The organism is Immundisolibacter sp., from assembly GCF_050250495.1.
Classification (GTDB): domain Bacteria; phylum Pseudomonadota; class Gammaproteobacteria; order Immundisolibacterales; family Immundisolibacteraceae; genus Immundisolibacter.
This window is the reverse complement of record NZ_JBFWOM010000002.1, coordinates 142,389-163,864: the sequence shown is the minus strand read 5'-3', so window position 1 is coordinate 163,864 and position 21,476 is coordinate 142,389. Positions and strand designations below refer to the sequence as shown.

The window sequence follows — 21,476 nt, the reverse complement described above, 5'->3', positions numbered from 1 at the left end:
GGCGGCTACGCCCCGGCCTTGCCGCCGCCGCGCTGGGCGGCCAGTTCGGCGTGCTTGTCCTTGCAGGTGCCGTCGATGAAAGCCTCGGTCAGCCGCCAGGCGTCGTCGTCGGTGTGCTGCACCGGCGGGTGCTTGCAGAAGAACGCCGACGGCGCGTACAGCACGCCGCCCTCGCCACGGGTCAGCGCCAGCTTGCAGCAGCGGATCATGTCGATGGCGACGCCGGCCGAGTTCGGCGAGTCCTCCACCGACAGCCGCAGCTCCAGGTTGAACGGCACGTCGCCGAACATGCGCCCCTCGATGCGCAGGAAACACACCTTGTTGTCGTTCTGCCACGGCACGTAGTCGGACGGGCCGACGTGGATGTTCTCGTCGGCGATGCGCTGCGCCGCGACCGACTGCACGGCCTCGGTCTTGGAGCGTTTCTTGGATTTCAGGCGCGCCCTGTTCAGCATGTTCAGGAAATCGGTATTGCCGCCGGTGTTGAGCTGGTAGGTGCGGTCCACGGTCACGCCGCGCTTGCGGCACAGGTCGGTCAGCGTCCGGTGCGTGATGGTGGCGCCAAGCTGTGCCTTGATGTCGTCGCCGATGAGCGGCAGGCCCGCCGCCTCGAAGCGCCGCGCCCACGCGGGGTCGCTCGCGATGAACACCGGCATGTTGTTGACGAAGCCACAACCGGCTTCGAGCGCGCATTCGGCGTAGAAACGCGTCGCCTGCTCGGAGCCGACCGGCAGGTAGTTCAGAACCATTTCGGCGCGCGCCTGCCGCAGCACGCGCACCACCTGCGCCTGATCCGGCTGCGGCGCGTCGGCCGGCAGGAAGGTGCGTGCGTCCGGGTAGTCCGCCATGTGTTCGGCGTAGCCGTCCAGCACGCGCCCCATGCGCACGCTGACGCCGGTGGCCGGCACGTCCGGGCAGAACACGGTGGTGCAATTGGGCGGCGCGAAGATCGCGTCGGCGACGTCGAGCCCCACCTTGCGGCGGTCGATGTCGAACGCCGCCACGACCTCGATGTCGCCGGGCGCGTAGCCGCCGATGTCCCAGTGCATCAGGCCGATGGCGTCCTCGGGATCACGCCCGTGGTAGTACCGGATGCCCTGCAGCAGGGAGCTGGCGCAATTCCCGACGCCGACGATCGCAATCCTGATCTTGTCCCGCATCTGGGCCTCGTCATGGGAAAGTCACGCAGTGCAGGCACCACCTTGCCCGGTGCCGGCCGATGCCGCCTTGACGCAAACCTATTCTGTGCGATGCGCTGTCGCGGGACCAAGCCTGGCGGCGGCCTCCTGTGCGATCAGCACGCCGATGGGCAGCCAGAAATAGAACCAGATCGCCCGCGGGGCGTTCAGCAGCCGATCGCCGTCGGTCAGCATGCACAGCAGGGCGAACAGCAACACCAGCAGCCACACCGGCTCGCCGCGCGCCGCGCCGCGCCAGCCCTGACGCAGCGCCAGAGCACTCATCACCAGCAGCATGGCGAGCGCCGGCAGGCCGCCGTACAGCCCCGTGGCCAGATACACGTTGTGGGGGTGCAGGAAGGTTATCGACTCCGCCGCCGGCCCCGCCGGCGTGACCCGCGTGGTCTCGTCCGTGAGCAGGCCTTCGCCGAGCCATGGGGCCTCGGCGATGCGCACGGCATAGTTTTGCCAGATGGCGAAGCGGTACGAATCACCCCGGCCCACCGCCTGACGGGCGGCGTCGCCGTCAACCAGCAGCCCGCCGATCAAAGCCATGCCGACGCCGAACACGGCAAGCAGGCGCCACTGCCGCCGCAGAACCAGGCCGAGCCCGATGCACACCAGCGTGGCAACCAGGGGCGTGCGACTGCCGGTCAGCGCGATGCCGCCGAGCAGCACCCCGGCGCACGCCACCCAGGCGACTCGCCGCCAGCGCTCCGGGCTGGCCGGCAGCAGGTGAAACAGCAGCGCCAGCAACGCGGTCCCGTTCATCGTGGCCGCTTCGTTGGCGTTGTAGACGGCGGTGGCGAATTGCAGTCGCGCGGGCCACGGCGCATGCGCATAGAACATCGCGGCGGAATACACGGTGGCGAGCACCGCGGCGAGCACCGCGGCGCGCAGCCATTTCTCGAAAGTCCCGGGCCGTCGTGCACTGGCACAGGCCAGCACTGCGAGGTACACGGCAACATAAGGCAGGCTCTTGGCCTCGCCGAGCCAGTCCCGCAGCGTGAAATCGGCCGACCAGAACCCGCTCACAGTCAGCCAGCAAAGCAGGGTCATCGCTGCGCGCCATACGGGACTTGCGGCCAGCCAGCGCCAGTCGGCGCCGCGCAGCAGGAACAGCGCCGGCGCCAGCACCAGCGCGTAGTAGACGTTGTTCAGCGCTTTGCTGGACGGCATCAGAAAGAAGCCGGCCAGGAACATCCCCAGGGTGACGGCAAGCTGCTGTGGGCCGCGCGCTCGAAGCGCAGCCCAACGGCCGACAGTGTTCATGGCGACGTGCCGGTTGCCGCGCGCACCCGGGCCTGCAGGCGCTGCACCAACTGCTGCGCCGAAAACTGCGACTGCCAGCGGGCGTGCAGCGCGGCCCCCATCGTCTGGCGCAGGTCGGCGTCTTCGACCATCCGGCGCATCGCGTCGCCCAGCGCCCCGACATCGTCCGCCGGCACCAGCAGCGCCTGGTCGCCAACGACCTCCGGAATGCCACCGACGGCCGAGGCGATCACCGGCCGGCCAGCAGCCATTGCCTCCGCGATGGCAAGCCCGAACGCTTCGTTTCGCGACGGGAACACGCAAACATCGAACGCAACCAGCATGGCGCGCGCATCCGGGCGCCAGCCGCAGAACGCAACCTGTGCCTCGACGCCAAGCTCACGGGACAGGGCTCGCAGGCTCTGTTCCTCGGGCCCACTGCCGATCAGCGCCAGGCCGAGGCGCGATATCTCGCGAGCCAACGGGGCAAAGGCACGCAGCAACACGTCGTAGCCCTTGACCCGCACCAGGCGCCCGACCGAACCGAGCCAGAACCGCTGTGGGTCAAGATCGAGCGCCGCGAGGGCCTGCGCCCGATCGGCGGGCGGCGGGTCGGATACGGCATTCGGGAGCGCCTCGATGCGTCGGCCCGCGAATGCCGGGAAGCGCCGCGACAGGTCGGCACCGACCGCATCAGAAACGCCGATCAGGGTCAATGGAGCCCGCACAGCGCGCTCGATAGTCCGTCGCCGGTGACCTTCGAACTGCCCGATCTCATGCACCACGCCAAACACGTGCCGCGTCATGCCCAACCGGTGCAGTGCCAACGCCAGCGTGAGCGCCTTGAAGCGATGTGCCACCACAAGGTCGAAACGCGGCTGCGTGCGGCACCAGCGCCACAGGCGCCACAGCGCCGGCAGGCGCAGGCCTTCCAGCGAACTCGGTGGCAGGTTCAGAAACACCGCATGGCCGGCCAGTTGCCGCGCCAGATCGGGGTCGGGCGCGCCGCACAGGAAGACCGCGCGGCTCTCGAACGGCGGCTCGTCGAGTGCCCGCGCGTACAGGACGAACAGTTCGCGCAGAGACGACGTGTTGGGGTACAGGTGCAGCACGCGCACCGGTCCGCCGGTGGTCGGCATCAAGCCCCGCTGCGGCCGTAGTGGTCCTGAAAGCGGACGATGTCGTCCTCGCCGAGATAGCTGCCCGACTGCACCTCGATGATCTCAAGATCGATGCGGCCGGGGTTCTCCAGGCGGTGCGCGGTGCCGATCGGGATGTACGTCGACTGGTCTTCGGCCAGCAGGCGCACGTCCTCGCCGCAGGTGACGCGCGCCGTGCCCTTGACCACCACCCAGTGCTCGGCGCGGTGGTGATGCATCTGCAGCGACAGGCTCGCGCCCGGCTTCACCACGATGCGCTTGACCTGAAAGCGCCCGCTCTGCACCAGGCCCTCGTAGGAACCCCACGGCCGGAACACCTGCCGGTGCACCAGCGGCTCGTCGCGGCGCTGAGCCTTCAGGCGCTCGACCAGGCGCTTCACGTCCTGCGCGTGGGCACGGTCGGCGACCAGCACGGCATCAGCCGTCTCGACGATGACCAGATCCTTCACGCCGAGCGCCGCCACCAGCCGCCCCTCGCTGCGGATGAGGCTGCCGGAGACCTTGTCGACCAGCACGTCGCCCGAGATCACATTGCCGGCGGCGTCCCTCGGCTGCACGTCGAGCAGCGCGTCCCAGGAGCCGATATCGCTCCAGCCGGCATCCAGCGCCACCACCGCGGCGCGATCCGTGCGTTCCATGACCGCGTAGTCAATGGAGTCGCTCGGTGACGCCAGGAACGCCTCGCGACCCACGCGCACGAAGTCGAGGTCCGCACGCACCTCTTCGAAAGCGGCCTGGCAGGCCGTGGCGATGGCGGGCGCATGGCGCTTGAGTTCGCCGAGGTAGCTGCCGGCGCCCAGCAGGAACATGCCGCCGTTCCACAGGTACTCGCCACTGGCCAGGTACTGCGCGGCGCGCCCGGCGTCCGGTTTTTCGACAAAGGCCGCCACCTGCCGCGCGGCGCCGGCGTCGAGCGCCGCGCCAGTGCGGATATAGCCGTAGCCGGTTTCCGGCCGTGTCGGCTGCACGCCGAACGTGACCAGTCCGCCGGCCTGCGCGGCCGCGACGCCCGCCTGCACCGCGCGGCGGAAGGCCGCGTCGTCGGCGATCACGTGGTCGGACGGCAACACCAGCAGCAGCGCATCGTCGCCGTGGCGGGCCTGCACGTGCAGCGCCGCCAGTGCGACCGCAGGCGCGGTGTTGCGGCCGGCAGGTTCGAGCAGGATCTCGGCGCCCTGCACGTTGGCGGCGCGCAGTTGCTCGGCGACCAGAAAGCGGTGCTCCTCGTTGCACACCACCAGCGGCGGTGCGAGGTCCGGCAGGCCTGTCAGCCGCAGCACGGTTTGCTGCAACAGGCTGTGCTCGCCGGCCAGCGGCAGGAACTGTTTGGGATAAAGCTCGCGCGACAGCGGCCACAGGCGCGTGCCGGCGCCGCCGGACAGGATGACGGGGATGATGCTCAAGGCCGTGACCGTGCTGAGGGGAAGGGAAATTCAGGCGAAGAGCCGGTGGGTGTGCTGTGTCTGGCCGGGCGCGCATTGCCTCGGCGGTGAACGGTAGCGGTTAAAAGATACACCCTCAAGGGCGCGCCCTCGGTGCGCAGGGCGGCGCCACGCCGGCCGCCGTGCCGCGCTCAGCGCTCGGCGAGCCCGAGCGCCCGCCACAGCGCGGCGGTCGGCTCTGCACGGTTCAGGGTGTAGAAGTGCAGCCCCGGCGCGCCGCCGTCGAGCAGGCGCCGGCACAGCGCGAGCGTCACGTCGACGCCGAACGCGCGCAGGCCGTCGAGGTCGTCGTCGAAATCCTCCAGCCGGCGCGCCAGCCAGCGCGGAATCTCCGCCCCGCAGGCGGCCGAGAAACGCGCCAGCTGCGTGTAGTTGGTGATCGGCATCACGCCCGGGATGATCGGCACCGCGACGCCGGCCGCCGTGGCCGCCTCGCAGAAACGAAAATACGCGTCGGCGTTGAAGAAGTACTGCGTGATGGCGCCATCCGCCCCGGCGCGCACCTTGCGCACGAAGGCGTCGAGATCGGCGCGCGCGCCGCGCGCCTGCGGGTGCACCTCGGGATAGGCCGCGACTTCGAGATGAAACCAGTCGCCGGTCTCGCGGCGAATGAAGGCGACCAGATCGCTCGCGTAGCGGAACTCGCCCGGCGTGTCGCCCATGCCGGACGGCAGGTCGCCGCGCAGCGCCACCAGGCGCCGGATGCCGAGCGCCCGGTACGCCTCCAGCAGCTCGCGCAGACTCGCCGCGGTGGCGCCGATGCACGAGATGTGCGGCGCCACCGGCACCTCGCCGCCCTGTTGCAGGGCGGCGACGGTGTCGAGCGTGAGATCGCGCGTGCTGCCGCCGGCGCCGAAGGTGACCGACACGTAGTCCGGCCGCAGCGCCAGCAGCGCCTCACGGGCTTCCGCGAAGCGCGCGGCGGCATCGTCGCTGCGCGGCGGGAAGAACTCGAAGCTGAAACTGCCGGCGCGGCTCACGGCGGGCCTCAGTAGCGGTAGTGATCGGGCTTGAACGGCCCGTCTTGCGAGAGACCGAGGTAGGCCGACTGCTTGTCCGTGAGGCGCGTCACCTTGGCGCCGATGCGGCCCAGGTGCAGCGAGGCGACCTTCTCGTCCAGGTGCTTCGGCAGCACGTATACCTGCCGGTCGTAGCGCTCGCCGTGGACGTGCAGCTCGATCTGCGCCAGCACCTGGTTGGTGAAGCTGTTCGACATCACGAAGCTCGGGTGGCCGGTGGCGCAGCCGAGGTTCACCAGCCGGCCCTCGGCCAGCAGGATCAGGCGCTTGCCGTCCGGGAAGATGATGTGGTCGACCTGCGGCTTGATGTTCTCCCACGTGTAGCGCCGCAGCGAGGCAACGTCGATCTCGGAATCGAAGTGCCCGATGTTGCACACGATGGCCTGCGTCTTCATGGCCGCCATGTGGTCGTGGGTGATCACGTCCACGTTGCCGGTGGCGGTGACGAAGATGTCGGCCAGCGGCGCCGCCTCGTCCATGGTCACCACGCGGTAGCCTTCCATGGCCGCCTGCAGCGCGCAGATCGGGTCGATCTCGGTGATCCACACGCTGGCGCCGAGTCCGCGCAGCGACTGCGCGCAGCCCTTGCCGACGTCGCCGTAGCCGGCGACCACGGCGATCTTGCCGGCGATCATCACGTCCGTGGCGCGCTTGATGCCGTCCACCAGCGACTCGCGGCAGCCGTACAGGTTGTCGAACTTGCTCTTGGTGACCGAGTCGTTGACGTTGATGGCCGGGAACGGCAGCCGGCCTTCCGCCGCCATCTGGTACAGGCGCTTGACGCCGGTGGTGGTCTCTTCCGTGACGCCGCGGATGCCGGCGAGCTGGCGGCTGTACCAGGTCGCATCGACCGCCAGGCGCTCGCGGATGGACGCGTAGAGCGCGACCTCTTCCTCGTTCTCGGGCTTGGCGATGACGGACGCGTCCTGCTCGGCGCGCGCGCCCAGGATCAGCAGCAGCGTCGCGTCGCCGCCGTCATCGAGAATCATGTTGGCGCCGTCGGCGAAATCGAAGATGCGGTGCGTGTAGGCCCAGTACTCGGCGAGCGTCTCGCCCTTGACGGCGAACACCGGCGTGCCGACGGCGGCGATGGCCGCGGCGGCGTGGTCCTGGGTCGAGAAGATGTTGCAGGACGCCCAGCGCACCTGCGCGCCGAGTGCCTGCAGGGTCTCGATCAGCACCGCGGTCTGGATGGTCATGTGCAGCGAGCCGGCGATGCGCGCGCCGGCCAGCGGGCGGCTCGCGGCGTGCTCGGCGCGGATCGCCATCAGGCCGGGCATTTCGCTCTCGGCGATGGCGATTTCCTTGCGGCCCCAGTCGGCCAGCGCGAGGTCGGCGACCAGGAAGTCGTGCGGTTGCTGAATGGCGTTCACGCGGTCACTCCTTGAGTGTGGGCAACCGGTGCGTATCGGGAAGGCGACGCTCGCACCGGCCGTGGGTCACGGGGTAACGAGCGCGGTTGGACGACCTGAGCCTGGCGGGCTGATCCCGTTGCAGCGCTCCTCAGGTGGCGGCGATTCTAGCAGCCACTGCACGCGGAGCCAGTGCCCGATGGTTCAGAGCGCGCTGGTAACCTTGGCGCCATCCCGCCCGCCGCCCGCCGAGCCCGTGCCCGCCGCCCCGACCCACCGCTTCGTCGACCGTCTCAGCGCCGTGCCGGCTGCGGCCTGGGATGCGCTTGAGGCGCACGGCAACCCGTTCCTGCGGCACGCCTTCCTGCTGGCGCTGGAAGAAACCGGCTGCGTCGGTGGACGCTCCGGCTGGGCGAGCCAGCACCTGCTGATCGAACAGGATGGCCGTCTGCTGGCCGCGGCGCCCGTGTATGCGAAGGATCACTCCTACGGCGAGTACGTGTTCGACTGGGCCTGGGCCAACGCCTACCAGCGGGCCGGGCTGCGTTATTACCCCAAGCTGGTGGTGGCGGTGCCGTTCACGCCGGTGACCGGGCCGCGCCTGCTCATCGCGCCGGGCGCGGACGAGGCGGGGCTGATCGCGCTCGCCGGCCGGGCGCTCATCGAGCGCGCCAGGGCACTGCGCGCGTCGTCCGTGCACTGGCTGTTCACGCCGGATCGGCAGACCGCCGCGCTGCAGGGCCCGCACTGGCTGCGCCGCAGCGGCTACCAGTTCCATTGGGAGAACCGCGGCTACCAAAGCTTCGACGACTACCTCGCCGCGCTCACCGCCGAGAAGCGCAAGAAGGTGCGTCGCGAGCGTCGGCAGGTGGCCGAAGCCGGCATCGCGCTGCGCGTGGTGTCGGGCACCGACGCCGGCGAGGCGGAGTGGAACGCCATGTATGGCTTTTACCGCGCCACGGTGGCGCGGCACGGGGCGATTCCGTATCTGACCGAAGCGTTCTTCCGGCGCCTGGGCGCGGCACTGCCGGATGCGGTGGTGCTGCTGCTCGCCGAGCGCGGCGGGCGCTACGTGGCGGGGGCGCTGAATCTCCAGGGCGGCAACGCGCTGTACGGCCGCTACTGGGGCTGCCACGCGGACTACCACAGCCTGCACTTCGAGACCTGCTACTACCGCGCCATCGAGTACTGCATCGACTCAGGATTCGCCCGCTTCGAGGCCGGCGCGCAGGGCGAGCACAAGCTGAGCCGCGGCTTTCTGCCGGTCGAGACGCACTCGCTGCACTGGCTGGCCGAGCCGCGCTTCGCCGATGCCGTCGCGGACTACCTGACGCAGGAAACGGGCGAAGTCGACCGCTACCGCGAGCTGCTGGCGGAGCACTCGCCGTTTCGCCGCGAGCAGCCTTGAGCGCACCGCGCCTGTTCTGGGTGGCGCAGCGCCGCTGGCGCACCGGCTGGCCGCCGGTCGAGTTCGCACTCGACGAGCCGAACGGTCTCATCGCCGCCGGTGGCGATCTCGAACCCGCGACGCTGATCGACGCCTACCGGCGTGGCCTGTTCCCGTGGTTCGGGCCGCAAGACCCGATCCTGTGGTGGTGCCCCGAGCCGCGCGCCGTGCTGTGGCCGCAGGATTTCGTGCCCTCGCGCAGTCTTGCCAAGCGCCTTCGCCGACGCGAGTTCGCAGTGCGCTTCGACACCGCGTTCGACGCCGTGGTCGCCGCCTGCGCAGCGCCGCGGCCGGGCGCGAACGGCACCTGGATCACGCCCGCCATGCTGGACGCCTACGGCGCGCTGCACCGCCTCGGCTACGCGCACAGCGTCGAGGCCTGGCAGGACGGCGAACTCGTCGGCGGCCTGTACGGCGTGGCGCTGGGGCAGGTGTTTTTCGGCGAGTCGATGTTCGCGCGGCGCACGGACGCGTCGAAGGTCGCCTTCGCGCATCTGGTGCGGGTCTTGCTGCGTCAGGACTGCCGGCTGATCGACTGTCAGGTCGCCTCAGCCCATCTCGCGAGCCTCGGCGCCGTGGACATGCCGCGCGCCGAGTTCTTAACATGCGTGGACGCGCTCGCCCGAGCACCCGATCCACGCGGACCCTGGCACGGCGATGATGATCTTTAACACCCGCTTCGGGCGGCTGTTCTTCTTCTCGACCGAACCGCAGGCGTGCAGCTACCTGCCCGATCGCGAGGCGGTGATGCTGTTCGCCGACCCGAACAAGGTCATCGACACCGAGACCTACGCGCGCCTGATCGACTACGGCTTTCGCCGCAGCGGCGACAACGTCTACCGCCCGCACTGCCGCGGCTGCCAGGCCTGCGTGCCGGTGCGCATCCCGGTGGCGGATTTCGTGCCGAGCCGCGCCCAGCGCCGCACCTGGCAGCGCAATCAGGACCTCGCCGTCACCATCGCGCGCACTGACTTCGGGCCGGAGCACCTCGACCTCTACCACCGCTACCAGATCGCCCGCCACGAGGGCCGCGGCGGGGTGCGCGACTCGCGCGAGCAGCTCGAATTCCTGCGCAGCCGCTTCATCAATACCAGCAGCCTCGAATACCGACTGGACGGTCGGCTGGTGATGGTGAGCGTGATCGACCAGCTGCCGCAGGGCCTGTCGGCCGTGTATACGTTCTACGAGGCGGACGACGCGGAGATCGCCAAACGCAGCCTCGGCACCTACGGCGTGCTGCGGCAGGTCGAGGAATGCCGCGACCGCAAGCTGCCGTGGCTGTACCTCGGCTACTGGATCGCCGAGTCCGACAAGATGGCCTACAAGAGCCGCTACCGACCGCTGCACGCCTACCGCGATGGCCGCTGGGAGCTGCTGCCGACGGATTGCCCGGGCGACGGGTCTGCCGGCTGAGTCACTGGCGCCTCAGCGCAGGGACCGAAAGCAGCTCCGCAGCTCGTCCACAAACACCACCGGCTGCTCCAGCGCGGCGAAATGGCCGCCCCGTTCGAGCTCGTTCCAGTGGATGAGCTGCGGGTACTGCCGCTGCGCCCACCGCCGCGAGGCGAGGAAGATTTCCTTCGGGTACAGGCTGATGCCGGTCGGCAACTCGACGGTGCTGCGTGGCAGGCTGTTGAAGCTCTCCCAGTACAGGCGCGCTGATGAGGCCGCGCTCGCCGTGCCCCAGTACAGCATGATGTTGTCGAGCAGTTCCTCGCGGCCGATGGCGTTCTCCGGATGGCCATCGCAGTCCATCCAGGCCTGGAACTTCTCGACGATCCACGCCGCCTGCCCGGCCGGCGAGTCGGTTAGGCCGTAGCCGAGCGTCTGCGGGCGCGTGCTCTGCTGCTTGGAGTAGCCGCTGTCGTGGTCGGCGTAGTGCTGCATGGCGGCGAGTGCACGCTGTTCGAGCGGCGTCGGGGCGTCCAGCGTCGCCGGGTCCGGCGCCACGATCGGCATGTTCACGTGGATGGCGCGGCAGTGGCCGAGGTTCTGCTGGCCGATGACGGTGGTCACCGCCGACCCCCAGTCGCCGCCCTGCGCGAAGTACTGCGCGTAGCCCAGACGCAGCATCAGCCGGTCCCAGATCTGCGCGATCTTCTCGACGCCCCAGCCGGTGCCGGTCGGCTTGCCGGAGAAGCCGTAACCGGGCAGGGCGGGGCAGACCACGTGAAACGCGTCCTCGGCGCGCCCGCCGTGGGCCACCGGTTCCACCAGCGGCTCGATCACCTTGTGGAACTCGACGATCGAACCCGGCCAGCCGTGCGTGATCAGCAGCGGTTGCGCCTTTGGGTGCGGCGAGCGCTGGTGGATGAAGTGGATCGTGAGGCCGTCGAACTCGGTCGTGAACTGGGCAAAGCGGTTCAGGCGCCGCTCGCGCGCCCGCCAGTCGTAGTCGTGACGCCAGGTGCGGCACAGCTCCTGCACGTAGGCCAGCGGCGCGCCCTGCGACCAGTCGGCGACGGTTTCGCGCTCCGGCCAGCGGGTGTGGTCGAGGCGCCGGTGCAGGTCGGCGATGACGGTGTCGTCAATGTGGATCTCGAACGGCGTGACGGTGTCGCTCATGACGGTCTCCTTCCCGATGCGGCGCAGCTTAACCGCTCGCCGCCGCCCCGGTCGGACCGCGGCGGTGCGGTACAGTCGCCGGATGCCTGCCGCCTCGCCACCATCCACTCCTCGCATCGCCACGCGCCGGGGGTGGGCGCCGTGAGCCGGGCCGTTTCGCCGCGCCAGGCCTGGCTGCTGCTGGGCGGGCTGGTGCTGTTGTGGGGCGGCAACTGGCCGGTGATGAAGCTCGGCCTTGAGCACGCACCGCCGCTCACCTTCGCCGCGCTGCGCATGCTCACCTGCGTGGTCACCATGTTTGCGGTGGCCGGGGCGCTCGGCGAACTGCGCTGGCCGCCACGGCGCGACTGGCCGTATCTCGCCAGCGCCGGCGTGCTGCAGATGGGCGTCTACATCGCCATGCTGACCTACGGCATGCAGTACGTGCCGGCCGGGCGCGCGTCGATCCTCGCCTACACCATGCCGGTGTGGGTGGTGCCGGGCGCCATCCTGTGGCTCGGCGAACGCCTCGACGCCTGGAAGGCGGCCGGCTTTCTGCTCGGTATCGGCGGCCTGCTGGTGCTGTTCAACCCGGCCTCGTTCGATTGGGGCGACCCGCGGGTGTTGCTGGGCAACGGCCTGATTCTCGGCGGCGCCGCCATCGGCGGTCTGGTGATGCTGCACATCCGCGGGCGTACCTGGGGTGCCTCGCCGCTGGCGCTGGCGCCGTGGCAGTTCACGGTCGCCAGCGCGGTGGTGGTGCCGCTGGCGTTGTGGGCCGAGCCCGGCGCGCGCATTGATTGGGATCGCGAACTGCTCGCCGTGGTCGCCTATAACGGGCCGCTGGCGACCGCGCTTGGCCTGTGGGCGTACGTGGTGATCAGCCGGGCGCTGCCGTCCATCACCGCCGCCATGGGCCTGCTGGCGGTGCCGGTGCTGGGCCTGCTGCTGTCGGCGCTGACGCTGGGTGAGCCGATCACGCCCGCCAACGCCACCGGCCTTGCCATGATTGTGGCGAGCGTAGCCGCCACCTCGCTCGGCGAGCGCCGACGACCATCGACACCCCGCGCAGCGCCCTGAGCCGGACCGCCCAGGCGACGGTATCCTGTCGGCCGCTGCCGCATCGACGGCACGTGCCGGCGCGTCCCCCGGGCCACGCGGCAATAACCAGACAACCGCCACCGGCGGCACCAGGGAGGGTTCAGTGAAGGTTCTGAGCAAAGCGCTCGCGGCAGGCCTGGTCCTGGCCGCGGCAGCGCCGGGCACGCGCGCGTCCGGCATCTACTCCGAGGGTATCGGCGCGCGGGCGCTCGGCATGGGTGGCGCATTCGTCGCCGTGGCGGACGATTCGACCGCCGTGTTCTGGAACCCGGCCGGACTCGCGCAGCTGGAGGGCCGCGGCGTGAACCTCGGCCTGTACTCGATGAGCACGTGGATGAAGCACGGCAACGGCATGGGCGCGCACAACGCCGGCAGCGACTTCGCGCCGGAAATGGGCGACGTGTTCGCCAAGCTGTACCCGTCCGAGCCGCACCACCTCGACCGCACGAAGGTGTTCTGGCCGAGCGCCGCCACGGCGCCGGAGTTCACCGGCCACTGGAACCGCGGCCGCTATACGCTGGGCTTCGGCGCCTTCACGCTGGGCGGCGCGTACTCGGACTACGAGGGCGAGGGCGTTGACCCGGTCAGCGGTGCCACGGTCGGGGGCAGCGTCTACTCGCTGTTCGGGCTGGTGGATTTCAACAGCTCGATCGGCATCCGCGTCACCGAGCAGCTGTACCTGGGTTTTGGGGTCGACCTGCTGGTCGGCTACATCAACGCCGAAATCGACAAGGACTACCTCGGCTCCGCCGAGCCGACGCTGCCGGACTACCGGCTCGACGTGCACTCGGACGCCATCGGCGCCGGGCTGCAGGGCGTGTTCGGCGTGCTGTACAAGGTTCACCCGCGGGTGAACATCGGCGCGGTGTACCGCTCCGGCGCCAAGATCAAGCTCGACGGCAACACGCAGGCCAGCCTGTACTTTCCGGACGGCAACCCTCTGAACGATCTCGACGAGGAGTCCGACCAGTACCACCGCTTCCGCTTCCCGCCGTCGTGGGCGCTCGGGCTCGCCTGGCGGCCGACCGACCGGCTGCAACTGAGCTTCGACTGGAACCGCGTCGACTGGACCAAGTTCTATTGGCCGCCAGGGCGGGTGAAGTACGACCGCCAAGGCGCGCTGCTGCGGTCCGTGAACAACGACCCCGGCTGGTTTCCAGCCGACTCCTACCGCATGGGCGTCGAGTACCGCCTGAGCCCGGAGTGGACCTGGCGCGCCGGGTACTACAAGGAAACCACGGGCGGTTTTCCGGAAGAAGCCGAGAACATCACCTACACCGTCAGCGGCGACATGCAGATCGTCAACACCGGCGTGAGCTACCGGTGGCGGAACTGGACCGGTGATTTCCTGGTCGGGACCATGTGGGGCGCCACCAGCGACGACATGGAGCATCACTGCCTTACCTTCGCCGCCAACTTCCGGCGCAGCTTCGGGCGCTAGCGGTTATCGGGGAGTCCGTCTGAGCGGGCGCCGCGACGGCGCCCGCTCAGACCTTGAACAGATCCTGACGCGGGTCGAGCGGCAGTTCGGCGGCCAGTCGGCGATACAGCTCGCGCGCCGCCTCGGTGCGCGCGGGCGGCGTCACCAGCTTGAGCACCACGTACTGATCGCCCGGCGCGGGCTTGGCCGGCAGGCCGCGGCCACGCAGGCGCAGCCTGTCGCCGCTCTGCGATCCGGCGGGGATGGTCAGTTCCACCGGGCCACCCAGGGTCGGCACCTTCACCGTCGCGCCGAGCGCCGCTTCCCACGGCGTCACCGGCAGGTCGAGGTACAGATCGGCACCCTCCAGGCGATACAGCCGGTGCGGCGCGAAGTCGATTTCGAGATATAGATCCGCCCCGTGGCCGCCCTGACCGGCCAGACGTATGCGCTGACCGGCGCGCACGCCCTTGGGGATGCGCACTTCGAGCGTGCGCGTGCGCCCGTCCGCCTGACTCAGGTTCACGGTGCGGGTACTGCCGTGGAAGGCGTCTTCGAGCGTGATGCGAATCTGCGCATGTTGGTCTTCGCGGCCGGCTGGGCGTCGTGGGCCGCGCTCATCGCCGAAGCCGCGCCCGAACAGGCTGTCGAAGAAATCGCTGAAACCGCCGCCGCCGGCACCACTGCGAAACTCGAAGCCGCTGCCCCAGCCCGGCGGCGGCGTGAAACCCTGGCCAGCCTGCCAGTTGCTGCCGAGCTGGTCGTAGGCGGCGCGCTTGTCGGCGTCCTTGAGAACCTCGTAGGCCTCGGCCACGTCCTTGAAGCGGTTCTCGGCGTTCGCTTCCTTGCTCACGTCCGGGTGGTACTTGCGCGCCAGCTTGCGGTAGGCGCGCTTGATGTCATCCGCGCTGGCGTCGCGGGCCACCCCGAGGGTCTTGTAGTAGTCCTTGTATTCCATCGCCGTCTGGACGTTTGAAGCACCCGCCCGCCGTTGGCGCATCGGCCGACGGCGGGCGGTCCCAGTGTAGTGGCCTCGATCAGCCCGCGCTGATCGGAATGCGGCGCGCCATCACCTTGGCGAGCTTGGGGATCGACACCTCCAGCACGCCGTCCTCGGCCCGTGCCGCCACCTGCTCCACGTCCACCGATTCCGGCACGCTGAAGCGGCGCACAAAGCGCCCACGGGCGCGCTCCACGCGCCGGTAGCCGGCGGTTTGATCGGCCGGAATGGCCGGCCGCTCGCCGCGGATGGTCAGCACCCCCTGTTCGAGGTTGATGTCGACCGCGTCCGGCTTCACGCCGGGCAGGTCCACCGTCACCACGTAGCGGTCGGCGTCCTCGCGCACGTCGACGGCCGGCAGCCAGTCGCCGCCACCAAGGTTGGCCGCGCCATCCTCGCGCAGGGGACTTGCGCTGATCAGGCGCTCCATCTCGCGCTGCAGGTCGTTCAACAATCCAAACGGCTGTTGCCTTGCGATGCTCATCGCATACCTCCTGTCGGTTGCTGCGGGTTTCGGAAATCCCCGCTTCGCCGATGAAGGTAGGGTTCGGGTGCCGGTTTTCAAGGGAAGCGCCGTACTGTGCAGCGCGTCCCGCTAATCCTGGCAGGCAAGCCCTTCTTCAACCGCCTGTCAGATGCCGAACAGCACGCCAAGGCCGATGTAGGAGATGCGGTCCTCGTAGAACTGTCCGTGCGGCGAGTTGCCGTGGAAGCCCTCCACCGACAGGCGCAGGTAGTGGTCCGAGCGTGGCGCGTCGAACTGCATGCCGGCCTTGAGGCTGCTGTCGAGGTCCCAGTCGTGCTCCTGGTAGGACTTCAGATCGACCCCCACGAACGGGCGCCCGCGCAGGCCAGGGGCCAGCGTGGCCGGCTGGGCGCCGAAGTATTCGACGCCGGCGTGCGCCATCAACCGGTCCAGGTCCGCCGGCTCGCGATTCAACAGCACCTCACCGCCGCCGTACACCCGAAACGGCGCAAAGTCGTAGGCCAGCAGCGCCTCCAGCGACTCGAAGCTGAGGTTGACCCGCTCCGGCGCGGCGCTGAGCAGGAACTCGTCGCCGAGATGCGAGCTCTGGTGGTACAGGCGCAGGCGGCCGCTGGTGTTGCCGTCGCGCCAGGTGAGCGGAATGCCGACCGTGTAGTCGGCGTTGATCAGGTCGAAGGATTCCGCCTCCAGGTTGAACAGGCCGAACAGGCCGCCTGAAATGCCGACGTTCCAGCCGTTGCCGGCGGCGTCGATTTCGCCATAAACGGGAAAGTTGGCGCCGTAGCCGACCTCGGCCAGCCACAGCGTTTCGGGGCCCGTGTCGTAGTGGCGGGGCGACACGAAAAAGCGCGGCTCCTTCGGGTCCGCGAGCGACGGCCGGAACAGCTCCGGTGTCGGAAACCAGCGTCCCTCGACAGGTTCGGCGGCGTCCGTCGGCTGTGCGAGATGCACCCGCCGCACGCCGTCGATGCCCTCAAGCGCGTTCTGCGCGGCGCTGGTGTCGGCGTGCTCGCGCGCATCGAGCCGCACCCGGCCGTCAGTGACGGTGAGCTCATAGCTGCCGGCGGCCCAGCCGAGGCGCTGCTCCAGCACTGCCGCGGCGTAACCGGCGAGGTAGGCGTCGTCCGGCGGGGTGGCGGTGGCCTGCGCCGCGCCGCACACGGCCAGCGCCAGGCCAGTTGTCATCCACTGTCGCATCCGCATGAGGTTCTCCTTGTTCGGGCCAGGTTCGGCCACCTCTGTCCACAGACCGCGCCGAGGATGCCCCGGTTCCCGCAGCAGACGCCATGCCAGTCGCCGCCCGCAACACGGCGTTCACGCCGCGCTCCTACAATCGGCGCATGAACAACGCCGACTTCGTCGCCCGCGATCTGGCCGTGCTGTGGCACCCCTGCACGCAGATGCAGGACCACGAGTGGCTGCCGCTGGTGCCGATCCGCCGCGGCGCCGGCGTGTGGCTGGAGGACTTCGACGGCCGCCGGTATCTGGACGCCGTCAGCTCCTGGTGGGTGAACCTGTTCGGGCACGCCAACGCGCGCATCTCGGCCGCCGTGGCGGCGCAGGCGGCTGAGCTCGAACACGTCATCTTCGGCGGCTTCTCCCACGAGCCCGCGCTGCTGCTGGCCGAGGGGCTGGTCGCGCTCACGCCGTCCACGCTCACGCGCTGTTTTCTGGCCGACAACGGGTCGAGCGCGGTCGAGGTGGCCATCAAGATGAGCTACCACTACTGGCGCAACGTCGGCATCACCGGCAAGTCGCGCGTGGTGAACCTGACCGGCGCGTATCACGGCGAGACGCTCGGTGCGCTCGGCGTCGGTGATGTCGGCCTGTACCGCGACGCCTACGCCGAGCTGCTGCGCGCGCCGATCACCGCGCCCTCGCCGGACGCCTACGACCGCGAGCCCGGCGAGAGCTGGGCGGACGTCGCCGCGCGGCGTCTTGCAGACATGCAGGCGCTGCTGGAGCGGCACGCCGACGAGGTATGCGCCGTCATCGTGGAGCCGCTGGTGCAGTGCGCGGGCGGCATGCGCATGCACCACCCGAGCTACCTCACCGGCCTTCGGGCGCTGTGCGACCGGTATCAGGTGCACCTGATCGCGGACGAGATCGCCGTCGGCTTCGGGCGCACGGGCACGCTGTTCGCCTGCGAGCAGGCCGGCATCGCGGCCGATTTTCTGTGCCTGTCGAAGGGCCTGACGGGCGGCTACCTGCCGCTCGCCGCGGTGCTGACGACGGACGCCGTGTACGACGCGTTCTACGCCGACTACGCAAGCCAGCGGGCGTTCCTGCACTCGCACAGCTACAGCGGCAACCCGCTCGGCTGCGCGGCGGCGCTGGCGACGCTCGGCATCTTTGCGGACGAACCGGTGCTGGAGCGCAACCGCACGCTCGCCGCCGCCATGGCGCGGCAGACGGCGCATCTTGCCGACCACCCGCACGTGGCCGACGTCCGACAGACGGGCATGATCCTCGCCATCGAGCTCGTGCAGGATAAGGTCACCCGCACGCCCTACCCGTGGCAGGAGCGGCGCGGCCTTCGTGTCTACCAGCACGCGCTCGCCGCAGGCGTGCTGCTGCGCCCGCTCGGCAATGTTGTGTACTTCATGCCGCCGTATGTCATCAGCGAAGACGAGATTGCGCTCATGGCGCGCGTGGCGAGCGCCGGCATCGATGTTGCTGTGGCCTGACGCGCCGCACTCGCCATCAACCGAATCGTGTTCCAACACCCCCGACCCGCCATGACAAGCACCGACTTCACCGCCGCCTGGGCACGCGTCGCCGCCGAGCGCACGCGTCTTGCCGACTGCCGCATGACCGATCTGTTCGCCGCCGACCCGACGCGCGTGGCGCGCTACACGCGCGACGTGGCCGGCCTGCACGTGGATCTCTCGAAACATCTGCTCGACGATGCGGCGCTAGCCGCGCTGCTGGCGCTGGCCGACGCCGCCGAGCTGCCGCGCTGGCGGGCCGCGCTGTTCGCCGGCGAGCCGATCAACCACACCGAGAACCGCCCGGCGCTGCACACGGCGCTGCGCGACACGAGCCAGACGCCCATCATCGTGAACGGGCAGGACGTGACGCCCGGCGTCGCCGCCATGCACCGGCAGATCGCCGACATCGCCGAGGCCGTGCGCAGCGGCGCCCGCACCGGCGCCACTGGACAGCGCTTCACGCAGGTCGTGAACCTTGGCATCGGCGGTTCGTACTGGGGGCCGGCGCTGGCGCTCGAAGCCCTGCACGCCTACGCCGCGCCGGACATCCGCATCGATTTCGTCTCGACGGTCGATCCGGCGCCGCTCAAACGCCTGCTGAACCACTGCGACCCCGAGCGCACGCTGTTCCTGGTGTCGTCCAAGAGCTTCGGCACCGCCGAGACGCTGTACAACCACCGCGCGGCGCGGGCCTACATGCGCGCGCGGCTTGGGGAGGGCGCCGACCGGCACTTCATCGCCATCACCGCCAGCGCCGACAAGGCGCGCGCGCTCGGCTTTGCCGAGGACAGCATCGTCACCTTTCCGGAATGGGTCGGCGGGCGCTATTCGCTGTGGTCGGCCATCGGCCTGCCGGCGGCGATCGGCCTTGGCGCCGAGCGCTTCCAGCAGCTGCTGGCCGGCGCGGCGGCCATGGATCGGCACTTCGAGGACGCTGCACCGGCGCAGAACCTGCCGCTGCTGCTGGGGTTGCTGGACGTCTGGTACGCGAGCTTCTGGGGCTTCGGCAGCCGCGCGCTGCTGCCCTACGACCAGGGCCTGCGCCTGCTGCCGACCTACGTGCAGCAGCTCGCCATGGAAAGCGACGGCAAGGGCGTGGACCGCGATGGTCAACCACTCGCCTACGCCACCTGCCCGGTCATCTGGGGCGGCAACGGCAACGACGGCGAGCACACGTTCTACCAACTGCTGCACCAGGGGCCGGCCACCATCCCGGCCGAGTTTCTGGTGTGCACGGCGCCGGTGGCGGAAGTGCCCGGCCATCGCCAGCGCCTCGTCGCGCACTGCCTGGCGCAGGCCGAGGCCTTGCTGGGCGGCGTCGACGTGCCGGCCAACCCGCACGCCCGCTGCCCGGGCAACCGGCCGAGCACGCTGTTCCTGCTGCCCGGCATGACGCCGCAATTGCTGGGTGCGCTGCTCGCCTGCCACGAGCACCGCACGTTCACGAGCGGCGTCGCGTGGCGCATCAACCCGTTCGATCAGTTCGGCGTCGAACTCGGCAAGCGCCTCGCCGGCACGCTGGAGCGGGAGCTGAACGGCGAGGCCGTGCCCGGCACCGAGCATGATCCGTCAACCGCGGCGCTGCTGGCCCGCGTCCGCGACGCCTGAAGTGACGCGTTCCGCCGCGCCCTCAGTGCGCGGCGTGGCCGAGCAGCCAGTGGCTGAGCACGATGGTGCCGATGCCGGCGCCGATCAGCGCCACCTGCGCCGCGGTGGCGGCGGGCTCGGGGCGGCGGTGCAGGTCCGGGATCAGGTCGGCGACGGCGATGTAGATGAAGCTCGCCGCCGCCAGCGTGAGCACATACGGCAGCACGCCCTGCGCCGATTCAAGCGCGAAGTACGCGACCACGCCGCCGAGCAGTGTCGGCAGGTTGGTCAGCAGGTTGTAGAGCATCGCCTTTCCGCGCGAGTAGCCGCTGTGCACCAGCACCGCCACGTCGCCGATTTCCTGCGGAATCTCGTGCGCCACGATGGCGAGCGCCGTCAGCACGCCGAGGCGCGTGTCGGTAAGGAACGCCGCCGCGATCAGCACGCCGTCGATCAGGTTGTGCACGCTGTCGCCGACCAGCACCAGCGCGCCGGTGGCGCGCCACGGCCGCGCCGTGGCAAGCGGCGCGTGGCTGCCGTGGGCGGCGCAGGTGTCGGTGTGGCAGTGCCGCCACAGCACGAATTTTTCGAGCACAAAGAACAGCAGGATGCCGCCGAGCAGCACGCCCGTGATTTGCTGGGGGCCGGTCTGCGGGTACTCGAACGCCTCCGGCAGCAGGCCGAGGAACGCCGCCGCCAGCATGGCGCCGACGGCGTAGCTCACCAATGACGGCAGCAGGCGCTCGCGCAGGCGATCCGGCAGCAGCAGCAGCGTGCCGGCCGCGGCGGCGCTGGTGGCGCCGCCGAGCAGCGTGAAAAGCACGATCCACAGCAGGGTCATCGGGCAGGTCCGGCGTGAAGGGTCGGCGATTCTAGCCGCAGGCGCGGCAGTGACCGTTCGGTCAAGCCTGATTGGCGGTCATGGCACAATCGGCGCCCGCCGTGCGCCCGGCTTCGGGCAGCCCATCCCCCTTGTCGGAGGACACCCCATGACCCCGAATGACCTTAACTCGCTGCTGATCGACCGCCCGCAGGACGGCCTGTTCGAGGTCAGCCGCAAGCTGTTCACGGACCAGGAGCTGTTCGATCTGGAGATGAAATACATCTTCGAGGGCACCTGGATCTACCTGTGCCACGAAAGCCAGATTGCCAAGCCGCACGACCACTTCGCCACCCACATTGGCCGCCAGCCGGTGATCGTGAGCCGCGATGGCGACGGCAAGCTGCACTGCTTCGTAAATGCCTGCGCGCACCGCGGCGCCACGCTGTGCCGCACGGCCAAGAGCAACAGCAAGTTCCTGACCTGCCCCTACCACGGCTGGGTGTACGACTCGGCCGGCCGCAACGTGGAGATCAAGGACCGCGCGACCGGCGCCTACCCGCCGGTGTTCGAACGCGACAGCCATGACCTCAAACACATCGCGCGGCTCGAAAGCTACAAGGGCTTCGTGTTCGGCAGCCTGAACCCCGACGTGCCGCCGCTGCGGGAGCATCTCGCCGACGCCGGGCCGTTCGTGGACATGCTGGACGCCATGTCGCCCGAGGGCGCGGAGGTCATCAAGGGCTACTCGACCTACCAGTACCGCGGCAACTGGAAGATGCAGGCCGAGAACGGCATCGACGGTTACCACTTCACCACCATCCACGCCAACTACGTCGGCGTGATCGCGCGGCGCATGAAGGCGTCCGCCGCCGGCAAGGACGACAAGGTCAAGGTGGCCTACGACGAGTCCATGATGAAGGGCTTCAAGAGCGGCTGCTACGACCTGCAGCGCGG

19 protein-coding genes and 1 riboswitch are annotated in these 21,476 nt (G+C 69.7%); of the genes, 8 read left to right on the top strand and 11 right to left on the bottom strand.

Annotated elements, in window-relative coordinates; genetic code table 11:
* Positions 1–5: 5 nt before the first annotated feature.
* From AB7F93_RS02675 to ahcY, 6 genes are all read right to left on the bottom strand, one after another.
* The gene (locus AB7F93_RS02675) at positions 6–1,160 is read right to left on the bottom strand and encodes an inositol-3-phosphate synthase (protein WP_428301338.1); all 1,155 of its coding nucleotides are present in this window, start codon (positions 1,158–1,160) and stop codon (positions 6–8) included.
* A gap of 78 nt (positions 1,161–1,238) precedes the next feature.
* Entirely contained in the window at positions 1,239–2,357 is a 1,119-nt protein-coding gene (locus AB7F93_RS02670; RefSeq protein WP_428301337.1) for an O-antigen ligase family protein, read from the bottom strand.
* Between the two features lie 89 nt (positions 2,358–2,446).
* Entirely contained in the window at positions 2,447–3,541 is a 1,095-nt protein-coding gene (locus AB7F93_RS02665) for a glycosyltransferase family 4 protein (protein WP_428301336.1), read from the bottom strand.
* Positions 3,542–3,567: 26 nt separating this feature from the next.
* Positions 3,568–4,992, bottom strand: a complete 1,425-nt coding sequence (locus AB7F93_RS02660) for a mannose-1-phosphate guanylyltransferase/mannose-6-phosphate isomerase (protein ID WP_428301335.1) — start codon at positions 4,990–4,992, stop codon at positions 3,568–3,570.
* Between the two features lie 170 nt (positions 4,993–5,162).
* Complete coding sequence (metF, locus tag AB7F93_RS02655) at positions 5,163–6,011, bottom strand: methylenetetrahydrofolate reductase [NAD(P)H] (RefSeq protein WP_428301334.1); 849 nt, start codon at positions 6,009–6,011, stop codon at positions 5,163–5,165.
* 8 nt (positions 6,012–6,019) lie between these two features.
* On the bottom strand, positions 6,020–7,423 hold the full coding sequence (gene ahcY, locus AB7F93_RS02650) for an adenosylhomocysteinase (RefSeq protein WP_428301333.1): 1,404 nt from the start codon (positions 7,421–7,423) through the stop codon (positions 6,020–6,022).
* Positions 7,424–7,494: 71 nt separating this feature from the next.
* A riboswitch (S-adenosyl-L-homocysteine riboswitch) is annotated at positions 7,495–7,561 on the bottom strand.
* Between the two features lie 97 nt (positions 7,562–7,658).
* Between ahcY and AB7F93_RS02645 the strand changes: the two genes are divergently transcribed.
* The 3 genes from AB7F93_RS02645 to AB7F93_RS02635 are packed head-to-tail and all read left to right on the top strand — an operon-like array spanning position 7,659 to position 10,262.
* Entirely contained in the window at positions 7,659–8,810 is a 1,152-nt protein-coding gene (locus tag AB7F93_RS02645; RefSeq protein ID WP_428301332.1) for a GNAT family N-acetyltransferase, read from the top strand.
* Positions 8,807–9,520 carry a leucyl/phenylalanyl-tRNA--protein transferase gene (gene aat, locus AB7F93_RS02640; RefSeq protein WP_428301331.1) on the top strand — a complete coding sequence of 238 codons (714 nt, stop codon included), beginning with the start codon at positions 8,807–8,809 and terminating at the stop codon, positions 9,518–9,520. Before AB7F93_RS02645 ends, aat begins: the two co-directional genes overlap by 4 nt.
* Complete coding sequence (locus tag AB7F93_RS02635; RefSeq protein WP_428301330.1) at positions 9,510–10,262, top strand: arginyltransferase; 753 nt, start codon at positions 9,510–9,512, stop codon at positions 10,260–10,262. The genes aat and AB7F93_RS02635 overlap by 11 nt, the downstream gene beginning before the upstream one ends.
* A 12-nt stretch (positions 10,263–10,274) precedes the next feature.
* Here AB7F93_RS02635 and AB7F93_RS02630 read toward each other — a convergent pair whose 3' ends face one another.
* Complete coding sequence (locus AB7F93_RS02630; RefSeq protein ID WP_428301329.1) at positions 10,275–11,414, bottom strand: epoxide hydrolase family protein; 1,140 nt, start codon at positions 11,412–11,414, stop codon at positions 10,275–10,277.
* Between the two features lie 141 nt (positions 11,415–11,555).
* Between AB7F93_RS02630 and AB7F93_RS02625 the strand changes: the two genes are divergently transcribed.
* Together AB7F93_RS02625 and AB7F93_RS02620 are read left to right on the top strand one after the other, a co-directional pair.
* On the top strand, positions 11,556–12,473 hold the full coding sequence (locus tag AB7F93_RS02625) for a DMT family transporter (RefSeq protein WP_428301328.1): 918 nt from the start codon (positions 11,556–11,558) through the stop codon (positions 12,471–12,473).
* Positions 12,474–12,597: 124 nt separating this feature from the next.
* Positions 12,598–13,935, top strand: coding sequence for an OmpP1/FadL family transporter (locus AB7F93_RS02620; protein WP_428301327.1), 1,338 nt, complete (start codon positions 12,598–12,600; stop codon positions 13,933–13,935).
* Positions 13,936–13,981: 46 nt separating this feature from the next.
* On the opposite strand, the gene AB7F93_RS02615 is transcribed toward AB7F93_RS02620, so the two are convergent.
* The 3 genes from AB7F93_RS02615 to AB7F93_RS02605 all read right to left on the bottom strand — a co-directional run bounded on the left by AB7F93_RS02615 (position 13,982) and on the right by AB7F93_RS02605 (position 16,604).
* Positions 13,982–14,872: a DnaJ C-terminal domain-containing protein gene (locus AB7F93_RS02615; protein WP_428301326.1), complete on the bottom strand. Its 891-nt coding sequence runs from the start codon at positions 14,870–14,872 to the stop codon at positions 13,982–13,984.
* A 79-nt stretch (positions 14,873–14,951) separates the two neighbouring features.
* Positions 14,952–15,398 carry an Hsp20/alpha crystallin family protein gene (locus AB7F93_RS02610; RefSeq protein WP_428301325.1) on the bottom strand — a complete coding sequence of 149 codons (447 nt, stop codon included), beginning with the start codon at positions 15,396–15,398 and terminating at the stop codon, positions 14,952–14,954.
* A gap of 147 nt (positions 15,399–15,545) precedes the next feature.
* Positions 15,546–16,604, bottom strand: a complete 1,059-nt coding sequence (locus tag AB7F93_RS02605; protein WP_428301324.1) for a DUF1207 domain-containing protein — start codon at positions 16,602–16,604, stop codon at positions 15,546–15,548.
* A 137-nt stretch (positions 16,605–16,741) separates the two neighbouring features.
* Between AB7F93_RS02605 and AB7F93_RS02600 the strand changes: the two genes are divergently transcribed.
* Positions 16,742–18,088, top strand: coding sequence for an adenosylmethionine--8-amino-7-oxononanoate transaminase (locus AB7F93_RS02600; protein ID WP_428301323.1), 1,347 nt, complete (start codon positions 16,742–16,744; stop codon positions 18,086–18,088).
* A 51-nt stretch (positions 18,089–18,139) separates the two neighbouring features.
* Complete coding sequence (pgi, locus tag AB7F93_RS02595) at positions 18,140–19,720, top strand: glucose-6-phosphate isomerase (protein ID WP_428301322.1); 1,581 nt, start codon at positions 18,140–18,142, stop codon at positions 19,718–19,720.
* A gap of 22 nt (positions 19,721–19,742) precedes the next feature.
* Here the strand turns inward: pgi and AB7F93_RS02590 are convergent, their stop codons facing one another.
* A complete protein-coding gene (locus AB7F93_RS02590; protein ID WP_428301321.1) occupies positions 19,743–20,540 on the bottom strand; it encodes a ZIP family metal transporter in 798 nt (265 codons plus the stop codon).
* A gap of 148 nt (positions 20,541–20,688) precedes the next feature.
* Here AB7F93_RS02590 and AB7F93_RS02585 point away from each other — a divergent pair.
* On the top strand, positions 20,689–21,476 hold a 788-nt coding region (locus AB7F93_RS02585), incomplete at its 3' end, for a Rieske 2Fe-2S domain-containing protein (protein ID WP_428301320.1).